The 16,159-nt window shown below is 42.5% G+C and carries 16 protein-coding genes and 1 pseudogene; 7 read left to right on the top strand and 10 right to left on the bottom strand.

The window, feature by feature from the left end; translation table 11 throughout:
• Positions 1-118: 118 nt before the first annotated feature.
• Positions 119-2,098, bottom strand: a complete 1,980-nt coding sequence (cobJ, locus tag F6K63_RS32930; protein WP_287314477.1) for a precorrin-3B C(17)-methyltransferase — start codon at positions 2,096-2,098, stop codon at positions 119-121.
• Positions 2,099-2,495: 397 nt separating this feature from the next.
• On the opposite strand from cobJ, the gene pheA reads away from it, so the two are divergent.
• Positions 2,496-3,356: a prephenate dehydratase gene (pheA, locus tag F6K63_RS32925; protein ID WP_008185455.1), complete on the top strand. Its 861-nt coding sequence runs from the start codon at positions 2,496-2,498 to the stop codon at positions 3,354-3,356.
• Between the two features lie 169 nt (positions 3,357-3,525).
• Here the strand turns inward: pheA and F6K63_RS32920 are convergent, their stop codons facing one another.
• Entirely contained in the window at positions 3,526-4,167 is a 642-nt protein-coding gene (locus F6K63_RS32920; RefSeq protein ID WP_287314473.1) for an LON peptidase substrate-binding domain-containing protein, read from the bottom strand.
• A 383-nt stretch (positions 4,168-4,550) separates the two neighbouring features.
• Here F6K63_RS32920 and F6K63_RS32915 point away from each other — a divergent pair.
• A pseudogene (locus tag F6K63_RS32915) lies at positions 4,551-4,781 on the top strand (element excision factor XisI family protein); the annotation flags it as partial.
• A gap of 100 nt (positions 4,782-4,881) precedes the next feature.
• On the top strand, positions 4,882-5,865 hold the full coding sequence (locus F6K63_RS32910; protein ID WP_287314469.1) for an alpha/beta hydrolase family protein: 984 nt from the start codon (positions 4,882-4,884) through the stop codon (positions 5,863-5,865).
• 195 nt (positions 5,866-6,060) lie between these two features.
• Here the strand turns inward: F6K63_RS32910 and F6K63_RS32905 are convergent, their stop codons facing one another.
• The 3 genes from F6K63_RS32905 to F6K63_RS32895 form a co-directional block, all read right to left on the bottom strand.
• A complete protein-coding gene (locus F6K63_RS32905) occupies positions 6,061-6,354 on the bottom strand; it encodes a hypothetical protein (RefSeq protein WP_287314467.1) in 294 nt (97 codons plus the stop codon).
• Between the two features lie 238 nt (positions 6,355-6,592).
• Positions 6,593-7,258, bottom strand: a complete 666-nt coding sequence (locus F6K63_RS32900; protein WP_008185468.1) for a class I SAM-dependent methyltransferase — start codon at positions 7,256-7,258, stop codon at positions 6,593-6,595.
• Between the two features lie 342 nt (positions 7,259-7,600).
• Complete coding sequence (locus F6K63_RS32895) at positions 7,601-8,407, bottom strand: NAD-dependent epimerase/dehydratase family protein (RefSeq protein WP_287314466.1); 807 nt, start codon at positions 8,405-8,407, stop codon at positions 7,601-7,603.
• 904 nt (positions 8,408-9,311) lie between these two features.
• On the opposite strand from F6K63_RS32895, the gene F6K63_RS32890 reads away from it, so the two are divergent.
• Positions 9,312-9,593, top strand: a complete 282-nt coding sequence (locus F6K63_RS32890) for a tellurite resistance TerB family protein (protein WP_008185472.1) — start codon at positions 9,312-9,314, stop codon at positions 9,591-9,593.
• A gap of 153 nt (positions 9,594-9,746) precedes the next feature.
• On the opposite strand, the gene F6K63_RS32885 is transcribed toward F6K63_RS32890, so the two are convergent.
• A complete protein-coding gene (locus F6K63_RS32885) occupies positions 9,747-9,941 on the bottom strand; it encodes a hypothetical protein (protein WP_131827240.1) in 195 nt (64 codons plus the stop codon).
• A gap of 141 nt (positions 9,942-10,082) precedes the next feature.
• Between F6K63_RS32885 and F6K63_RS32880 the strand changes: the two genes are divergently transcribed.
• Both F6K63_RS32880 and F6K63_RS32875 read left to right on the top strand, forming a co-directional pair.
• Positions 10,083-11,222, top strand: coding sequence for a linear amide C-N hydrolase (locus F6K63_RS32880; protein WP_287314464.1), 1,140 nt, complete (start codon positions 10,083-10,085; stop codon positions 11,220-11,222).
• Positions 11,223-11,248: 26 nt separating this feature from the next.
• A complete protein-coding gene (locus F6K63_RS32875; RefSeq protein WP_287314462.1) occupies positions 11,249-11,446 on the top strand; it encodes a hypothetical protein in 198 nt (65 codons plus the stop codon).
• Between the two features lie 88 nt (positions 11,447-11,534).
• Here the strand turns inward: F6K63_RS32875 and F6K63_RS32870 are convergent, their stop codons facing one another.
• The 3 genes from F6K63_RS32870 to F6K63_RS32860 all read right to left on the bottom strand — a co-directional run bounded on the left by F6K63_RS32870 (position 11,535) and on the right by F6K63_RS32860 (position 13,939).
• Entirely contained in the window at positions 11,535-12,431 is an 897-nt protein-coding gene (locus F6K63_RS32870; protein WP_353813148.1) for a metal ABC transporter permease, read from the bottom strand.
• A 132-nt stretch (positions 12,432-12,563) separates the two neighbouring features.
• Entirely contained in the window at positions 12,564-13,046 is a 483-nt protein-coding gene (locus F6K63_RS32865) for a DUF2656 domain-containing protein (RefSeq protein ID WP_287254336.1), read from the bottom strand.
• A 173-nt stretch (positions 13,047-13,219) separates the two neighbouring features.
• On the bottom strand, positions 13,220-13,939 hold the full coding sequence (locus F6K63_RS32860; RefSeq protein WP_008185482.1) for a metal ABC transporter ATP-binding protein: 720 nt from the start codon (positions 13,937-13,939) through the stop codon (positions 13,220-13,222).
• A gap of 124 nt (positions 13,940-14,063) precedes the next feature.
• Between F6K63_RS32860 and F6K63_RS32855 the strand changes: the two genes are divergently transcribed.
• Positions 14,064-15,152, top strand: coding sequence for a metal ABC transporter solute-binding protein, Zn/Mn family (locus F6K63_RS32855; protein ID WP_287314460.1), 1,089 nt, complete (start codon positions 14,064-14,066; stop codon positions 15,150-15,152).
• A gap of 250 nt (positions 15,153-15,402) precedes the next feature.
• On the opposite strand, the gene F6K63_RS32850 is transcribed toward F6K63_RS32855, so the two are convergent.
• Positions 15,403-15,936 (bottom strand): hypothetical protein, encoded by a 534-nt coding sequence (locus F6K63_RS32850; protein WP_008185486.1) that lies wholly within the window; start codon positions 15,934-15,936, stop codon positions 15,403-15,405.
• Between the last annotated feature and the right edge of the window lie 223 nt (positions 15,937-16,159).

Below are 16,159 nucleotides of genomic sequence, written 5' to 3'. Positions count from 1 at the left end.
AATAACCTTGGCCAAAAGGCCACGCTTTAGGCTTTGCCGACGCTGCGCGAAAGCCAACAACCTTCAACATTAAACCTTAAACCTTCAACATTAAACCTTAAACCTTCAACATTAAACCTTAAATCTGATATCCCCTTGGTGTAATCATCCAATCCTGATGAATATCAGTGCTTTGATTACCAATTAGCACCATAGTTAGCATATCAATGGGTATTTCCAGCATTTTGTCAAGAGTTGTGAGAGTGATGTTTTCATCGTCTCGATAGGCTGAAACCACAATGGCTACAGGGGTATCAGGCTTACGATGCTTGAGAAAAATCCGTTGTGCGATCGCAATCTGCTCAGTACGATTACGCGATCGCGGATTGTACAACGCAGTCACAAAATCTGCTGCGGCTGAGGCTTCTAGACGCTTTTCGATTACTGGCCAAGGGGTCAATAGGTCACTCAAACTAATGGCACAAAAATCATGCATCAGGGGCGCTCCCACACGAGAGGCAGCAGCTTGTAAGGCTGTAATACCAGGAAATACTTCCACCTGGGGTGTCTTACCATCCCAGCCTCTAGAGCGCAATTCTTCTAGGACTAACCCCGCCATACCATAGATACCGCAGTCACCAGAAGAAACCACTGCTACCGTTAATCCCCACTCAGCCAGTTCAATGGCACGTTTTGCTCGTTGGGTTTCTTGGGTAATCGGTAACGCTTCGATAATTTGTCCTGGACGTCGCAAGCTTGCAATTAAATTGATATAGAGGGAGTAACCAATCACAGCATCAGCGCTGGATATAGCTGTTTTAGCTGCTGGGGTTATTTGGTCAAGATTTCCCGGACCGATACCCACTAGCAACAGTTTCCCCATACGTCCAGTGTATTCTACTGGGGATTGAGCAATCGCTACAGTTACCGCTCCTAGTTGATTCGCTGATTTGACTATTTGTTTGGGAGCTAATAAGGGTTGTTCGCGTAGCGTGGCCGAAAGGCCAAGGTTAGTCCGTTTGAGCTTAGAACCTTCAACCTTCAACTTGCTAACCTTGGCCAAAAGGCCACGCTTCGCGAACAACTTGCTAACCTTCAACCCTCTAGCGCCACAGAGAGCTGCTGCTTCGGCAACGCTGGGAGTACCAACTTCTGCCGCCACCACATCCGATGGGTTGGGTACGGTTACGGAACGGAGTACGTCAGCTGGGAAAGTGCGTAAAGGCCAATGGCGCTCTTGGCACAATTGGACTATGCCGACTTCATCGGCTTTGCGGTCAATAGTAGCAATTCCTGCGATCGCATTTTCTGATAAACCATAACCCTCACAGGTCTGCCGAATCGCCATTTCAATCAACTGCTTCGATGTTCCTCGCTCACAGCCAATTCCCACCCACATTACCCGTGGATACCACTGCACGTTTGGTAAATCCGATTCTGGAGAAAATTGCTGGTGGGTGGGACTAATCCAAATCCTGGCTTTAGGTGAGATCGACTCGGATTCACTTGTAGCGCTATCCTCTGGAAATCCGAAATAAAAAGGATGTCCATCTCTAAGATGAGCTTGCCAAAGAGTGGAACCAGCCTCTTGAATTACCTGTACTATTTCCCCACGGGCAACCACAGCACTGACTCTAGTCCAATCCCCTTTTCCCCGATACCAGCCAAAGGGAATACCTAAGACATCAACTCCAGGTAGACCTAAATCCGCTGCTGCTCCCGTTAAAATAGGCGTTGAGTCGAGTTGGGAAGCAATTAACCGTGTCAGTTGATCTGCCCCCCCTTGATGACCACTACACAAACTAATTACAAAACCTCCCCCTTGATCAACTACCACAACTGCTGGATCACTGGACTTATCCGTTAACAAAGGAGCAATTAAGCGCACCGCTGCTCCGGCTGCCAAACAAAACACCAAAGCACGGTGGTTTGGCCAGAGGGAGGCAATGTGGTCTTTGAGAGAACCCTTGTAGACAGCAACCTGTTCTAGGGTGCTCAGAGAATTCGGTACCCAAAGAGTTGCACCAGTAGTTTGACACAGGGGTTGCAGGATTTGAGCCCCAGTAGGAGTGGTAGCGATCGCAGCTAGGGGTTGGAAATTTTCAAAAACCGATGCCATCATGAAAGAAATAAACGTTAACTAGGGCAGATCAAGATACCCAGCTTTACTCTTAAAATAGAATATTCCCGCTTGCTGTTTATCGGTTCCTCGATTCCCAAACAAGCCTAAAAATACCCCAGCTACTAATAACTGATTTACTGACGAACTTAGTAGTGTTTTTTTTCAATAGTTTACAGTTAACATTTTGATAAATACCAAGTAACTTAAAATCTGATATAATCCTAATTTATTATTAATTATATTATTACAATTCAACCGCCATACTCTAGATAACATTTATAACTATATCATCAAACTCAATACTGATTTATGTTCACACTAAAAAATCATCACATCTCTTTACTAAATAACAAGCTGCTAACCTTCAAGCTACTTTAAAATTAGATTTTCTATTATGTCACTTTCTATTGCTTATCTCGGACCACCAGGAACCTATACAGAAGCCGCTGCCACAGCTTATGCTGAGCGACTCCAGAAACAACAGGGTCAGCAATCCCTCTTGTGTGCTTATCCCAGCATTGGCCAAACCTTACAGTCAGTAGCTAACCAACAAGCTGATCTAGCAGTGGTACCTGTAGAGAATTCCATTGAAGGCAGTGTCGCCATGACACTAGATCGGCTTTGGCAACTAGATCAGCTACAAATCCAACAGGCTCTGGTTTTGCCCATCAGACATTGTCTGATGTCACGGGCATCAACCATAGCAGACATTAAAACTGTTTATTCCCATCCCCAAGCCCTGGCTCAGTGTCAGGGGTGGTTAGAGCATTTTCTGCCATCAGTGCAACTGGTACCTACCAACTCCACTACTGAAGCGCTACAGTTTTTGGACAAAGATCACAATGCAGCAGCGATCGCTTCTCAACGAGCAGCAAAGCTTTACACTCTACCAGTACTGGCATCTAACATTAATGACTATCCCGATAATTTCACCCGGTTTTGGGTGCTGAGTTTAAAGCCATCTCCTGGAGGTAGTCATACCTCCTTAGCATTTAGTCCTCCTGCTAATATACCTGGATCCTTGTCTAAACCACTCCAGGTGTTTGCCCGTCGAGGTATTAATTTAAGTCGGATTGAGTCTCGTCCCACCAAACGATTACTTGGTGAGTACATATTCTTTATTGAACTGGAATCAGATCTGTATACACCATTATTTAAAGCTGCTCTTGAGGAAATAATTCCTGATCAGGAAATCCTCAAGATTTTTGGCAGCTACACCCTCATAAATGTTGATAATTTTACTTTCAACAGTTAACCGTCAACCGTGAACAAAACTGTTATAGCAGTTATTAATTGGGTGAGGTACTTTCGTTCTGGGTTAATGGAAGTAGGGAGTCGGGAGTCGGGAGTCGGGAGTCGAGAGCAGCGGATCTGGCCAAAAATCCTGTGTACCTCATAGCTATGAGAAACGCTACAATTAAAGCTTAAGTCAATGCATCTTTGAGTACAGTGCGTGCTGCTAAGTGATTGCGAGTTGAAGTGAGAATTTCTGTTTCCCGTTCTAGACGTTGTGCGGTGTCCAGGGTCTCTAAAAGTGCCTGTTGTTCTAAGGCTACGCCGTACAGATTGCTAGCAACCCAGTAAGACAACTCAATCGGTAGATCGGGCAGGTCTTCTGGTAGCTCAATTTTCTGGTTGGTCAACTTCGCGGAAAGACGCACAACATCCCGCAATAACTGTGCGACGTCTTTTGCCTTTGGTTTGAGGTCTTTAGCAGGTGGCTGGTCTTCAATCCATTCCACTAGTCCAACCCTATAGGGTTTTTCACGAACGTACTCTAAGAGCCGAAACCGCTGCTGACCTAAAGTTACTATTTTCATCCGGTCATCGGGAAGACGCTGAAAGTGGATAACTTCAGCGCAACAGCCAACTGTAGCTGGTTCCTGTTTAACAGGATCCCACATTAAGACACCAAATCTGCGATCGCTATCCAAAATCGTGTTCATCATGATTCGGTAGCGAAATTCAAAAATGTGTAACGGCAGAGGGCGTCCAGGAAATAAAACGACTTCAGGTAGGGGAAATATGGGGAGTTCTCTGACAGCTATCGAGGAAGAGGATACCATTGTGCCTGGGTTAAAAAGGTAACTGCGCTTATTTACATACTGTAACGGATTTTGTGTTTGACACTCCAAGGCATAATTCTTCCTGTAGTCTTTTGTAGTGACATAGCTACACTCACGAGGGTAGGCGAGTCTAGGCTTGAGCTTGTGAGCAATAGCGGTGATATAGCGCTACGCCCAAGGCAAGAGGCAAGAGGCAAGAGGCAAGAGGCAAAAGTTCACGTACATTAGCTTTTCAGCTTTTATCAATGTCCTTTTAATGCATAGTGCTATAATTTCCAAATCTTACAACTCTTACAGCGGATCTGTAGGCTAAAGCATGGTGGTATATAAAATTATCAGGTCTTGATAATTGTGTATGATTCAGCGAAAGAGGTGATTGTTGAATGGAGAAAGTAGCTCAATACCGCGAGTACGTTCAGATATTACTGAACCAGTACGCCAAGGATGATGTTTCTAATGATGAGGTGGAAGTACAACTAATTTTTGACACTAATCGGGATCATTACCAGTGGATGAATGTGGGTTGGGAAGATTTGAATCGGATTTACCGTTCTATAGTGCATTTAGATATCAAAGACGGAAAAATTTGGCTTTTCCCAGAGTTGGTCTCGCGCCGCTAGCCTCAAGGCCGTTAGCCTTCCATCTATTGGTGTGCTTCAAAGCTCACTGTCATTGATAAGCTGATTAAAATCTGAATAAATAAGTTTTTGTGGTATGGTTATTCGAGCAATTTTTCAGTCTACCAAAGTAGAAGATGCTTCCTCTCCATATGACACCATTCATTTGAAAGTTTTCTATCCAGCCCTGATGTCAGGCAGCGATCAGGAACAAAATATGGGTATTGTTCCTGCTGATCCTCAGCAGTCTCCCTTCAAAGTCGTCATTTTCTTTAATGGCATAAACTGTAGTCCTGAAGTATATCAGTGGCTTGCTATTAAGTTGGCAGAACGTGGGCTTGTGGTTGTCACTTTCTCCTGGGTTGCCGAAAACTTACCTGGTATAGTAGGTCTGACTCCAGGTGTTGACATCGCAATGTGGGCTCCAAACACCTATGGTTCAGCTCCAACAGCCTCTGCTTTACCAAGCCTATTGGTAGCATTAGAGAAATTACAACTTAACGGAGTTCTAGCTGGCCTGCTTGATTTAAAACACATCATTCTAGGAGGACACTCCGCTGGGGGCAGAGTTGTAATTGAAAGTGCAAATCCACGCTTCTTTCCACAAATTGTGGCTTCTTTTGCCTATGGTGCGCATACAGCAGGAGGAAAGCAACTAGGATATCCATCGGGCAAAATCTTACCTTTACCTGATGCTTTACCATTAATGCTGATTGGAGGAACCTGTGATGGAGTTATTGCCAACAGCAGCCACCGCTATGGAGTAACTTGGGAACAAGCAACCACTCCAGTGTTACGCACTTTTAGAGAAGCGATCTCAGGGGGCAGAGACGATAGTTATCTGCTACTTCTAGAGGGAGCCAATCATTTCTCTATTGCTTATCCATCTGATTCCACTACTGGTAGACCTTTCCTAGACTATCCAGCATCTCAACCGGAAGACCTACTACGGAATTTGCTAGCAGAAACAATTGGTTTATTCATTGATGCTCATGTTTCCCATCAACCTCAAGCCTTGTCAGCAATCAATCAATACTTAAGTTCTGAGAACCCTTTGATTGCCTCCTTTGAACGGAAGTAATTTAAATTAATTTAGTGAGATTGTTGGGTTACTTAACTTAACCTAACCTAGCAGCGGGCTTGATCGCACTGTGTTACATTTTGACCGAAAAGTCTAAGGGCGCAAGCCCCTTGCTTCTAGCCATGGGGTAAGCCCGCAGGGAATTTATCCCTTTTCTGTCACTTTCCGAATTCAATGATTAACAAATAAGCCAGATTATCCAGAATAAAAAAAGGATTGACATTGATTAATTTCACTAATTAGCTGATTCAATCCCAGGCCTAACTTACTATTAGGTAAAATATCTAACCATGGAAAAATAAGCCATAACATCATGATGGGTTGAATCAGTAAACGAAAATTGTTTAACACATTATTCCATCCACCTTCATAATTCCATTGTTGATGATTAATCACCTGGATATCATCAGTATCTGTCACCTCATTGGCCACTTCTGCCGATTGATTTAAAGATAAAAAAGCTGGATAATTTAAACTAATCTCTGACAATATTCATCTATTATTGATACTGTTGCCTGGGTATCCCTGGCTAAATGTTTTAGGATTTGTTCCTCTACATCTATTGCTGTGCTTACCTTGTAGAGTTTCTTTTTTTTCTTTTTCTACTTATTATAACCGGAGAGTGACAGAAAAGGGTTAATCCTTGATTCTCAGGACTATCGCACTGTTTTATCAATATTGTTGATAATAATGCCTCCTGATTTATTCTTGCCCTTACCCTGGTTCTCTAAGGACGTTTCAGCGCTAGGGTTAAGCCGTCAGCGATCGGTACCAGACTAATAGTTACTCTTTGATCTTGTTGGATTTTCTGATTAAGAGCACGAATAGACTCGGTTCTATTATCTGTTATTTCCGGATCGGCTACCTTACCTAACCAGAGCACATTATCTATCAAAATTAGTCCACCTGGGCGAACTAATTCAATGCAACGCTCATAGTAGCTATCATAGTTAGCTTTATCAGCATCAATGAAGGCAAAATCAAATGTACCACCTTGAAAGTCTGCTAGTAAACGGTCTAGAGTTTCCAATGCTGGTGCAATGTGGAGATCAATTTTTTCAGCCACTCCTGCCATTTGCCAGTAGCGACGAGCGATCGCAGTATACTCTTCACTAGTATCGCAAGCAACTACTTTACCATCTGGTGGTAATGCTAATGCTACTACTAGAGAACTATACCCTGTAAATACTCCTATATCCAGAGTTTTCTTTGCCTCCATTAGCTGTATCAGTAGTGCCATAAACTGCCCCTGTTCTGGGGCAATCTGCATTACACCCATAGGATGTTGTGCGGTTTCTTGTCTGAGTTGAGTCAAAATTTCCGCTTCTCGTAAAGAAACTGAGTGAAAGTACTCATAAAGCTTACCGTGGAGTCCAAATGTTGTACTAGACATCAGGGATTACTCTCAAATTTTTCATACACTGCTTTAATTATTATTGTTGACATAAATTGGTCAGTTAGGAAATTTGGGAACCTAAGAATACACGTTTAAGTGTGTTGAGTCGCTTCAGGGGCGACATCAGCTCTCAAAATCTGACTATATAAAGCTTTGATGCCAATGAGCTCATACTCGATACAGTCGCCAATTGACCCTCCTTTCATTGTCATGAAGATCCGGACCCTTATAACTACGTCCAAGGTCTGCCCAAAACAGCATGTATTTTTTTATACCTTATGGGCTGAAATTATTAGCCAGTATCGATGTCAGATTGCATGTCGCCCCCCCAGCAAGGATTTACTCTTGACCATACTCATCTCTAATCATTATTAACCCATCTTTTAAAGAAATTTTAGGCTCCCATCCTAACACCTGTTTCATCTTATTATTACTAGCGCACTGATTGACAATCTCTGAATAGTTTACTCCTCCTTTAACCTCCACATATTTCACTCCTGGTTGGAAAATACTAATAATAATATCTATGATATCTCTTATCCTATACTCCTTACCACTACTAATATTAAAAATTTCACCGATAATATTGGAATTTGACTCTAATGAAGCTTTGGCTACCATGATAATCCCTTCAATAGCATCTGATATATGAATAAAATCCCGTGTATATTCCTGACCATTATTGGTTAAACGTAATTCAGGAGGTAGACCGTTTTGCAATCTTTGTATAGTACGTGGTACTAGACGTGAACTATTCCTATCTAACCCTCCATAAAGATTAGCAAAACGTAAAATATTTAACGGTACTTTATAAGTAAAGTAAAACGATTGCGCTAACAAATCTGCACAGACTTTAGAGGTTTCATAGATACTTTTTGCTAACAAAGGCTCGTCTTCAAAATAGGGGTTTATTTGAGTTGCATCTCGTCCATAAACCTTATCTGTTGTACTCAAAATTAGATGACATGGATAAATACTTTTTCGTATAGCTTCTAAGATAATATAGACTGCACGTATGTTGTATTCACAGGTTTCAAGAGGGTTTTTAAAGCACCATCCTTCAACGGCAACACCTGCTAGATGGATTACTAAATCAATTTTGCCTGTTAATATTTTATGAACTACTGTATTCTCAAAATTTCCCAAAGAGCCGGGGAGCATCCCATTTTGGAAACAATATTACCCAAAGCAACGATATTTCAAGGGTTTCAGCCCCCTAAAAAGAGCTAACGTGCCAAATTGGGATGCTCCCAAGAGCCGATGATAAACTCATCATATAAATTGTGGCTGGGAGTGTTTACATCTGTTGCTATCAAATAAATAGAAGGATACTCTGTTTTAATTTTTTTACATAATTCCCCACCTACATATCCACTCGCTCCAGTTACGAGCCATACTTTATTGCTTAAGATATCTTTTAGCATTTCTAAATATAGATCAACAACAACACAGATTAAAAACGTAATTGTTCAAGAATAATCTTCTGTGATGAGCTAAGAAAGCTGTAAGGGCTAGGAGTCAAACAAAGCTAAAAGCTTTTCAAAAGCGAAGGAATTTTGTAAATACCTCCAAGGATAGAAATAATTTTAAGTGATAATGATAATAAAAAACAGCAATAATTAAATATTGTCATTATCATTATATTATAGGACGCTCCTATTTGCCTCCGGCTTGAATATTGTTTTACTCTCTGGAGCAGACAGGGATGGGAGTTATTCACACCGAAGCATAAACCAAAGTCGAAAAAACAAGCGAGACCACGCTAAAAAGACTCAAGAGCCCATGGTCGAAGATGAAGTGAGCCTCCTTGGGAGGAGCTTAGCTAATGCTTCTGAGTTAGAAGCATCTTATATTAATCTCCCGTTTTGAGGTTTTTTTTGGGCTTAAGTATCCGAAACATTGAGGGATGATAATGATTGAGTCTGAGACGTGAGTCCGCCATCTATCGGAATCAGCGCTCCAGTCATAAATGATGCACCATCTTGGGAAAGAAAATAAACAACACTAGCTATGTCTTTCTGCCTGTTACCATAGCAATACCGAGTATGACATGGCAAAAGATTACCCGGCAGATGATGATCTACTTGAGGTTCTTGCCCAGGCCCCCACTCTAGACAAAAACGGTCGTCGTGCGATTATTTATGCGGCCATTAAGGCTTGTGCTGCTGATGCAGAATATCATCCGGATGAACAGGCATCAGTCCACAAAATGGCCCAATATCTTGGCATTGAAGAAGATGTCGTTAATCAGATTGAGGAAATTTGCATGTCCGAAGCCGAGATGCGAAAAAAACGGATTGCCGTAATGTTCCCTGAAGGCATCCCTTATTAGACTTGTTGTTAGTGGCTCCTCGCAGGATTGGCGATCGCAATCAAGCTTTGGGGATTAGGAGTACCTCAATTGAGAGTAATTATGTTGTTGAATTAGTTACATTTCAACAACATAATCGCCCTTATAGAATTAAGGAATTCCCAACCCCTTACCCTAGCGAATGGGTAGGGGAAAGGATCGCTTTTTCTCCAAAGCTAGTCTCGCGCTGCTGCCCTCAAAGCCGTTAGGCATCCCAGGTCGTAGGTACCGTTTGTCACTGGGAGTCAGAGCGGGGCGATCGCCCCGCTCTGACTCCCAGTCGCCAAGGTCACAGATGCTGATTATGGTAGCGCTTGCTCGTGAGTCCAAGTCCTTTGAGTTGCGAGGTTCTCAAGGCTGGGTTGGGATGGTGGCGCGATCACTAGTGGCGAGGTCTAGAGAAATTTGGCAGGATCTGATACATTTTATTACTGGTGCAATCTACATTCATAAACACAGGAGGCATAAGTTATGCACTTCATTGTGCGAACTTTCAAAGCATTATTGATCTGTGGGTTAATCATAAATCTGGTTTTTTTGAGTGATGCTCAAGCATGTTCACGGGCTCTTCATGCCTCTAATACAGATACAGAAGACGTCACACCCGCCTATGCTGTCACTGGCCGCAGTATGGATTGGTATGAAGACACTAAATCCAATCTATGGATGTTTCCGGCTGGAATGGAGCGAGATGGGGTAGTAGGTAAGAATTCTGTTGAGTGGAAGTCAAAATATGGAAGTGTGATCGCTGCTGCCTACGATACAGCTACTGCTGATGGGTTGAATGAAAAAGGCTTGATGGCAAATATGCTGTTTCTTGCCGAAGCAGATTTCGGCGAGCGTGACACCTCCCGTGAGGGAATATCATGGTCAGCATATACTCAGTATATTTTGGACAATTTTGCAACGGTTCAGGAAGCGGTAAGTGCATTGGAGAACGATGAGTTACAAATCGTTCCCTCAACGCTTCCTAGCGACAGCGGTATCAGCCATCCCGCTACACTCCATTTTTCTCTTTCAGATGCACTGGGTGACTCGGCTATCTTTGAACACGTCGAAGGCAAGCTGGTTATTCACCATGGAAAGGAATTTGTGGTGATGACCAACTCTCCTATCTACGATGAGCAAATAGCACTCAATGCTTATTGGGAATCAGTAGGTGGCGAAGCTATGCTACCTGGAACAGGCCGAGCAGCTGACAGGTATGTACGAGCGAGCTATTACCTAAAAAATCTACCTACTCCTGAGTCCGACAGAGAAACAGTGGCCAATGTAATGTCGGTCATTCGCAATGTATCAGCTCCATTCCAAGCATTAACTGATCCAGAAGAACCCAATATTTCCTCTACCATGTGGCGAACAGCAGCAAATCACCTTAGCAAAGTTTATTACTTTGAGTCAACTTTATCCCCCAATATTATTTGGGTCGAGCTGACAGCAGATGACTTGAAAGAAGGAGCACCAGTCAAGAAGTTGGAACTCTCAGGAAACTATGATCTAGTCGGTAATGTTACTGGTGATTTTATTGAAGCAGAGGCATTCAAGTTTACTGGCCCCTGCGATGAGGGAATTCCAGTTGAAGAGCTTCCAGATTTCTGCCTTGTCCGGTAAGCTCAGTAGTCCCATCCTAGGCTAGCTTGAGGTACGAAACCCAGCTACCACAAGCCTTGGCGTGCCTAATTAACCTTCCCGAAGGAGTCGCCCCAGAGCATCGGCTACCCTTCGGGAAGGCTACGCCAACATCGTTTGGGTCAGGCTATCCCAGGCAAAAGCCAATCATGAGTTACCCTGTGTATATGGAGCAGTTACAAGCTGTTGCCCATTTATTAGATTAGATATGATTCAGTTATAAAAAAAACATAAAACTCCCTTTTTCCTATTCCCTATTCCCTACCATTTATAAATAGTCAACCGAACCTAATATTAGTCTCCTCGATTCAATCTCAATAATTCTTTCAGCAAAGTCAATAACTTAGCCTGGCGACGTGCGACAGCTGGCTCCGTTAGAATACCTTGGGTTGGGCTAAACAAAAATGCCAGGAGAAATAAGCTAAAGATTACCATTACAATTGCTGGACCTGATGGCCAATTAAAATAGTAGCTTATATACATCCCACTGACACTGGAAATAATTCCAATCATTGAGCCTAAACCCATCATATGATGTAATTCTTTGACTAATAAATAAGCGGTAGTCGCGGGTCCGATTAACAGAGAAATAACCAGCAACACCCCTACCGTCTGCATACTGGCGACAATGGTGAGAGTAATCGCCAAGATTAACCCGAAATAAATTAGTTTTACCGGTAAACCGCTAGCTTGGGCTCCCAAGGGATCAAAGGTATAGAATAATAGCTCTTTATAGAATAACTTTGTTAATAGTAAAATTACTCCTGTAATCACCAGGGTTTGCCAGACATCTGCTGGTCTCACCCCTAAGATGTCACCAAAAAGAATATCTTCTAAGTCAAGTTGGTTAGTTTTCAGAACCGTAATTAGGATGACTCCTAAGCCTAAAAAACTGCTGAGGGTCAACGCCATTGCTGCATCGACTTTGACTCGGGTACGCTTAGGAATCACCGCTACAACTAAAGCGCTAATGATACCTACAATCAATGCACCAATAGAGATATTTATTCCTAAAAAAAATGCGATTGAGAGACCAGGTAAAACCGAATGGGCAATCACACTACTAATCAGGCTCATTTGTTGTACTATTAAGTAGCTGCCTACCACTGCGCCTAATATCCCCAACAGCACAGCCGTTGCGATCGCATTCCGCATAAATTCAAAACCTAGGGGCTCAATCAGCCAATTCATAATAAATAAAAGGGAGTAGGGAGTCGGGAGTCGGGAGTCGGGAGTCGGGAGTCGGGAACTTGGGATCAAAAATTATCACAATTGATTTAGGAAACCTATAATTATAACCAACTAATGATAATTGATTTAAATTTAGGATGAAGTATTATTTATTTTTTCAATCTTGAAAACATTGTCAATGGTTTTACCAGCTGTTTTATCCTCCCATCCTAGGGCTGTTAAAAATTGCTCTGCTGAGGTCGTTTCTACAACATCAACTCCCCATTCTCCGGTTTGGAGAGTATCAGGATAATTACTTAAGGGTGGAGTTTTCTTTAAACCTCCTAATATTAATATATCTGGCAAAAAATCTCCTTTTTTTTGACTAATCCGCTTCTCGTCTAGAGCTTTAGCGCACAATTCTCCAACTTGAGGTGGGGTAAACTCTTGAGTAGGGAATAAAATTTCAACCATCCAATGGGGATGATCTAATTTACGACACTTTAAGGATGGATAGTTACTTAATCCTTCAGCAAATACCTGAGTGAATTCTTCCCGGTTTAGTTCAGGGAAACTATCGTCTGATAGTTCAAAGTTATGGGAAAGCAACATCCGACCAGTTTGAGAGTCAGTCATAAGTCCTGTGATATCCTGTTTGATCAATTTTCCAGCCCAGCAAGAATCAGTATATATTAGGTTGGGTTCATTGCTGAACAGTGAACCCTATCTAACATGTATTACTCTCCTACTCTGGGACTGACAGACTTAGCAGGCTCTGCACTCAGAACTAAGCACTCAACACTCAGCCCTCAAGCTGCGGCCAAACTCATCACCTTACCATAAGCCTTGCTCAGGTTTTCCGGTGTCAGCACTTGGGCCCTTGAACCCACAGCAATCAGTTGCTTATTCAATAAAAGGAGTTGATCATAATGAGCTAAGGTTTCTCCTAAGTCATGGCTGATCACTAGTAAGGTTTTGTCTTGGGATTTAAGTTCACTAAAAACCTCAAAAATAATGTCTTCCGTCTTTTTGTCGATGCCCACAAATGGCTCATCAAAAAATAATAACTCCGCTTGTTGAGCTAGAGCCCGCGCTAAAAATACCCGCTGCTGCTGTCCACCAGAGAGTTCGCCAATTTGACGGTGGCGATACTCGAACATACCCACCCGTTCTAACGCATTCTTAACAATTTCCTTAGATTGGCGACTAGGAGACCTAAACCAACCGGTGTGGACTGTACGACCCATCATCACTACATTCCATACCGTAATCGGATAGTCCCAATCAATTTGCGATCGCTGAGGAACATAAGCGACTCGTTTTAATTGACTCCGGAGGGGACGGGCTGCCAATTTCACTACCCCATTCACTGCTGGAATCAGTCCCAGCATCGCCTTCACCATAGTACTTTTGCCAGCACCATTGGGCCCCAGTAAGCCAGTTAATTGTCCTGGCTGGAGGGAGAAGGATATATCACAAATAGCCCAAGTGTCTCGGTAACAGACTCCTAGGTTATGGACTTCTAACATTAGGTTTTGTGAGAACGACTACCACTATCATAGTGTAGCGTGCTGCAACTGATTGTCGTTCTCAGCCTAAGCCTTGTAAAATGATTCTTGTTCTTAATAGCTACTAATTTAAGCGGGTTTATCTATGCTGAAGCCTTCACCAGTTAAACTTCCTAACATCTTAGCTAGTGCTGCTCTCGCCTTTGGAGTAGCACTAGGTGGTTGTAGTCAAACCAGTGAAACCTCATCAAGGGAGAAGCCACTAGTGGTAGCATCCTACAGTGTGCTTTGTGACTTAACAACAGAAATTGCCCAAGATACCATTGATATGGCCTGTCTGATTGAACCAGGTCAAGACCCTCATACCTACAAAGCTACCAGCTTAGCTCGCCAATCCCTAGAGCAAGCCCAACTAGTTCTATACGGTGGCTACGACTTTGAACCAGAAGTTATTAAATTAGTTCAAGCCACTAATACACCAGCTCCTAAAATAGCGGTGCATGATCAAGCTGTGCCTAGTCCAATTATGGCGGAAGCACATCACCACCATGATCATGAGCAAGAAAAAGATGACCATAAGGATGACCATAAGGATCACCATGATGATCACCATGACCATGACCATGAGGAAGAAAAGACAGGATCTGCTCACAGTGATGAGGAACTAGAGCCCGACCCCCATATTTGGCATGATGTCCAAAATGGTATCAAGATGGCAGAAGTCATTCGTAGCCAACTGGCAGCACTTAACCCAGATGATCAGGAATTGTATGCTAAGAATGCCAAACAGCTAACCACTGAACTGGAACAGTTGGATGCTTGGGTCAAAGCACAAGTTGCTACCATACCCAAAGGGCAACGCCAACTAATTACTACCCATGATGCCCTAGGGTACTACATTAACGCTTACGGTTTTTCTGATTCTGATGCGTTGCAAGGGCTTAGCGCAGAAGAAGCACCGACAGCAGCACGGGTGAAAGAACTGGTACAGAAGATTAAGAAAAGTAAGGTACCAACAATTTTCGCTGAAGTAACAACAAATGATAAGGTTATTGGCACTGTCGCCAGAGAAGCAAAGGTTAAACTCTCAGACCAAAAGTTATTTGCAGATGGTCTAGGAGAAAAAGGGAGTGATACTGGAACTTATATTGGCATGATTACTAGCAATACCTGTGCCATTGTGGATGGGTTGGGGGGAAATTGTTCTTCTTTTGCTGCCAAAGCTGCTAAATGATTGCTGATATATAGCGTTAATTGCATGTATGAGGTACAATTATTAACCTCAAAGTCCCCCTTTTTAAGGGGGATTTAGGGGGATCCATTTGTAAGTCATGAGTCCTATAAACGCTATAATTTTCCTCGAATACCGTTGCCACTAAATCCGCCAGTTTTGTAGAGGCGATCGCCCAACACAGGAAACATCTCTATCGGCTTATATCATCAGCTGACGGTTGGTGTAATAACGATTTAATTTTCAGGAACGCCTAAGCATTATATTTCTTTTCCCACTCTTTTACGGCCATAGCATAATTTCCTTGAGCACTAATTAAGCTCCAAAATCTTCCAAAATCTTCCTGAGCATTGTCTAGGTTAAATTCCATTTTATGACTTTTGTTTTTGAGAAACAATTCAATATTAGCATTGACGGTGTTACAGTAATCAATACAAATATCAAGTCGTTCGTAATTAAACTGTTTAGGAAGGATTATTGATTCTGAGTAACCTTTAATTATAGGACTATCTAGGCGTTTTGCATAACTTTTAGCCGTTGACATGATATCCCGCTTTAAATGTACATAAAAAGCACAATCTCCATATTTTTTTTCCAAGGAACCGAGAAACCACGACAACCTATTATCTACTTCAATATGATTTTGAGAATATTGAAGGCGCTGATCTCCTATCAAAGATATTCTAGATTCGTGAGATACTGTATAGTTTTGAATATGCTGACAGGCTTTAGCAAATGTTGTAGAGCCACATCTTCCGGTACATAAAACAAAAACATTTGAAAACATAAGTTATCTCAACTCCGGATAACCAGACCATCGTAAGCCATAACGATATTGTGATGAAAATCCTTTATAGATGTAAACGTAAGAATTCAGGTGAGAGGGTTGACAAAATCAAGAAATCCGGTATGGTGACGGCATGAGCGAAAAACCGAAACCCGAAAAACTAGCTCCCCCCCAACTCAAGCAACTGACAACGGAGCAGTTGGTGGTCATGATACTAGAGCAG

Source organism: Moorena sp. SIO1G6 (assembly GCF_010672795.1).
In the GTDB taxonomy this organism is placed as follows: Bacteria; Cyanobacteriota; Cyanobacteriia; order Cyanobacteriales; family Coleofasciculaceae; genus Moorena; species Moorena producens.
The sequence above is the reverse complement of the archived record's forward strand: the minus strand, read 5'-3'. Positions and strand labels throughout refer to the sequence as shown.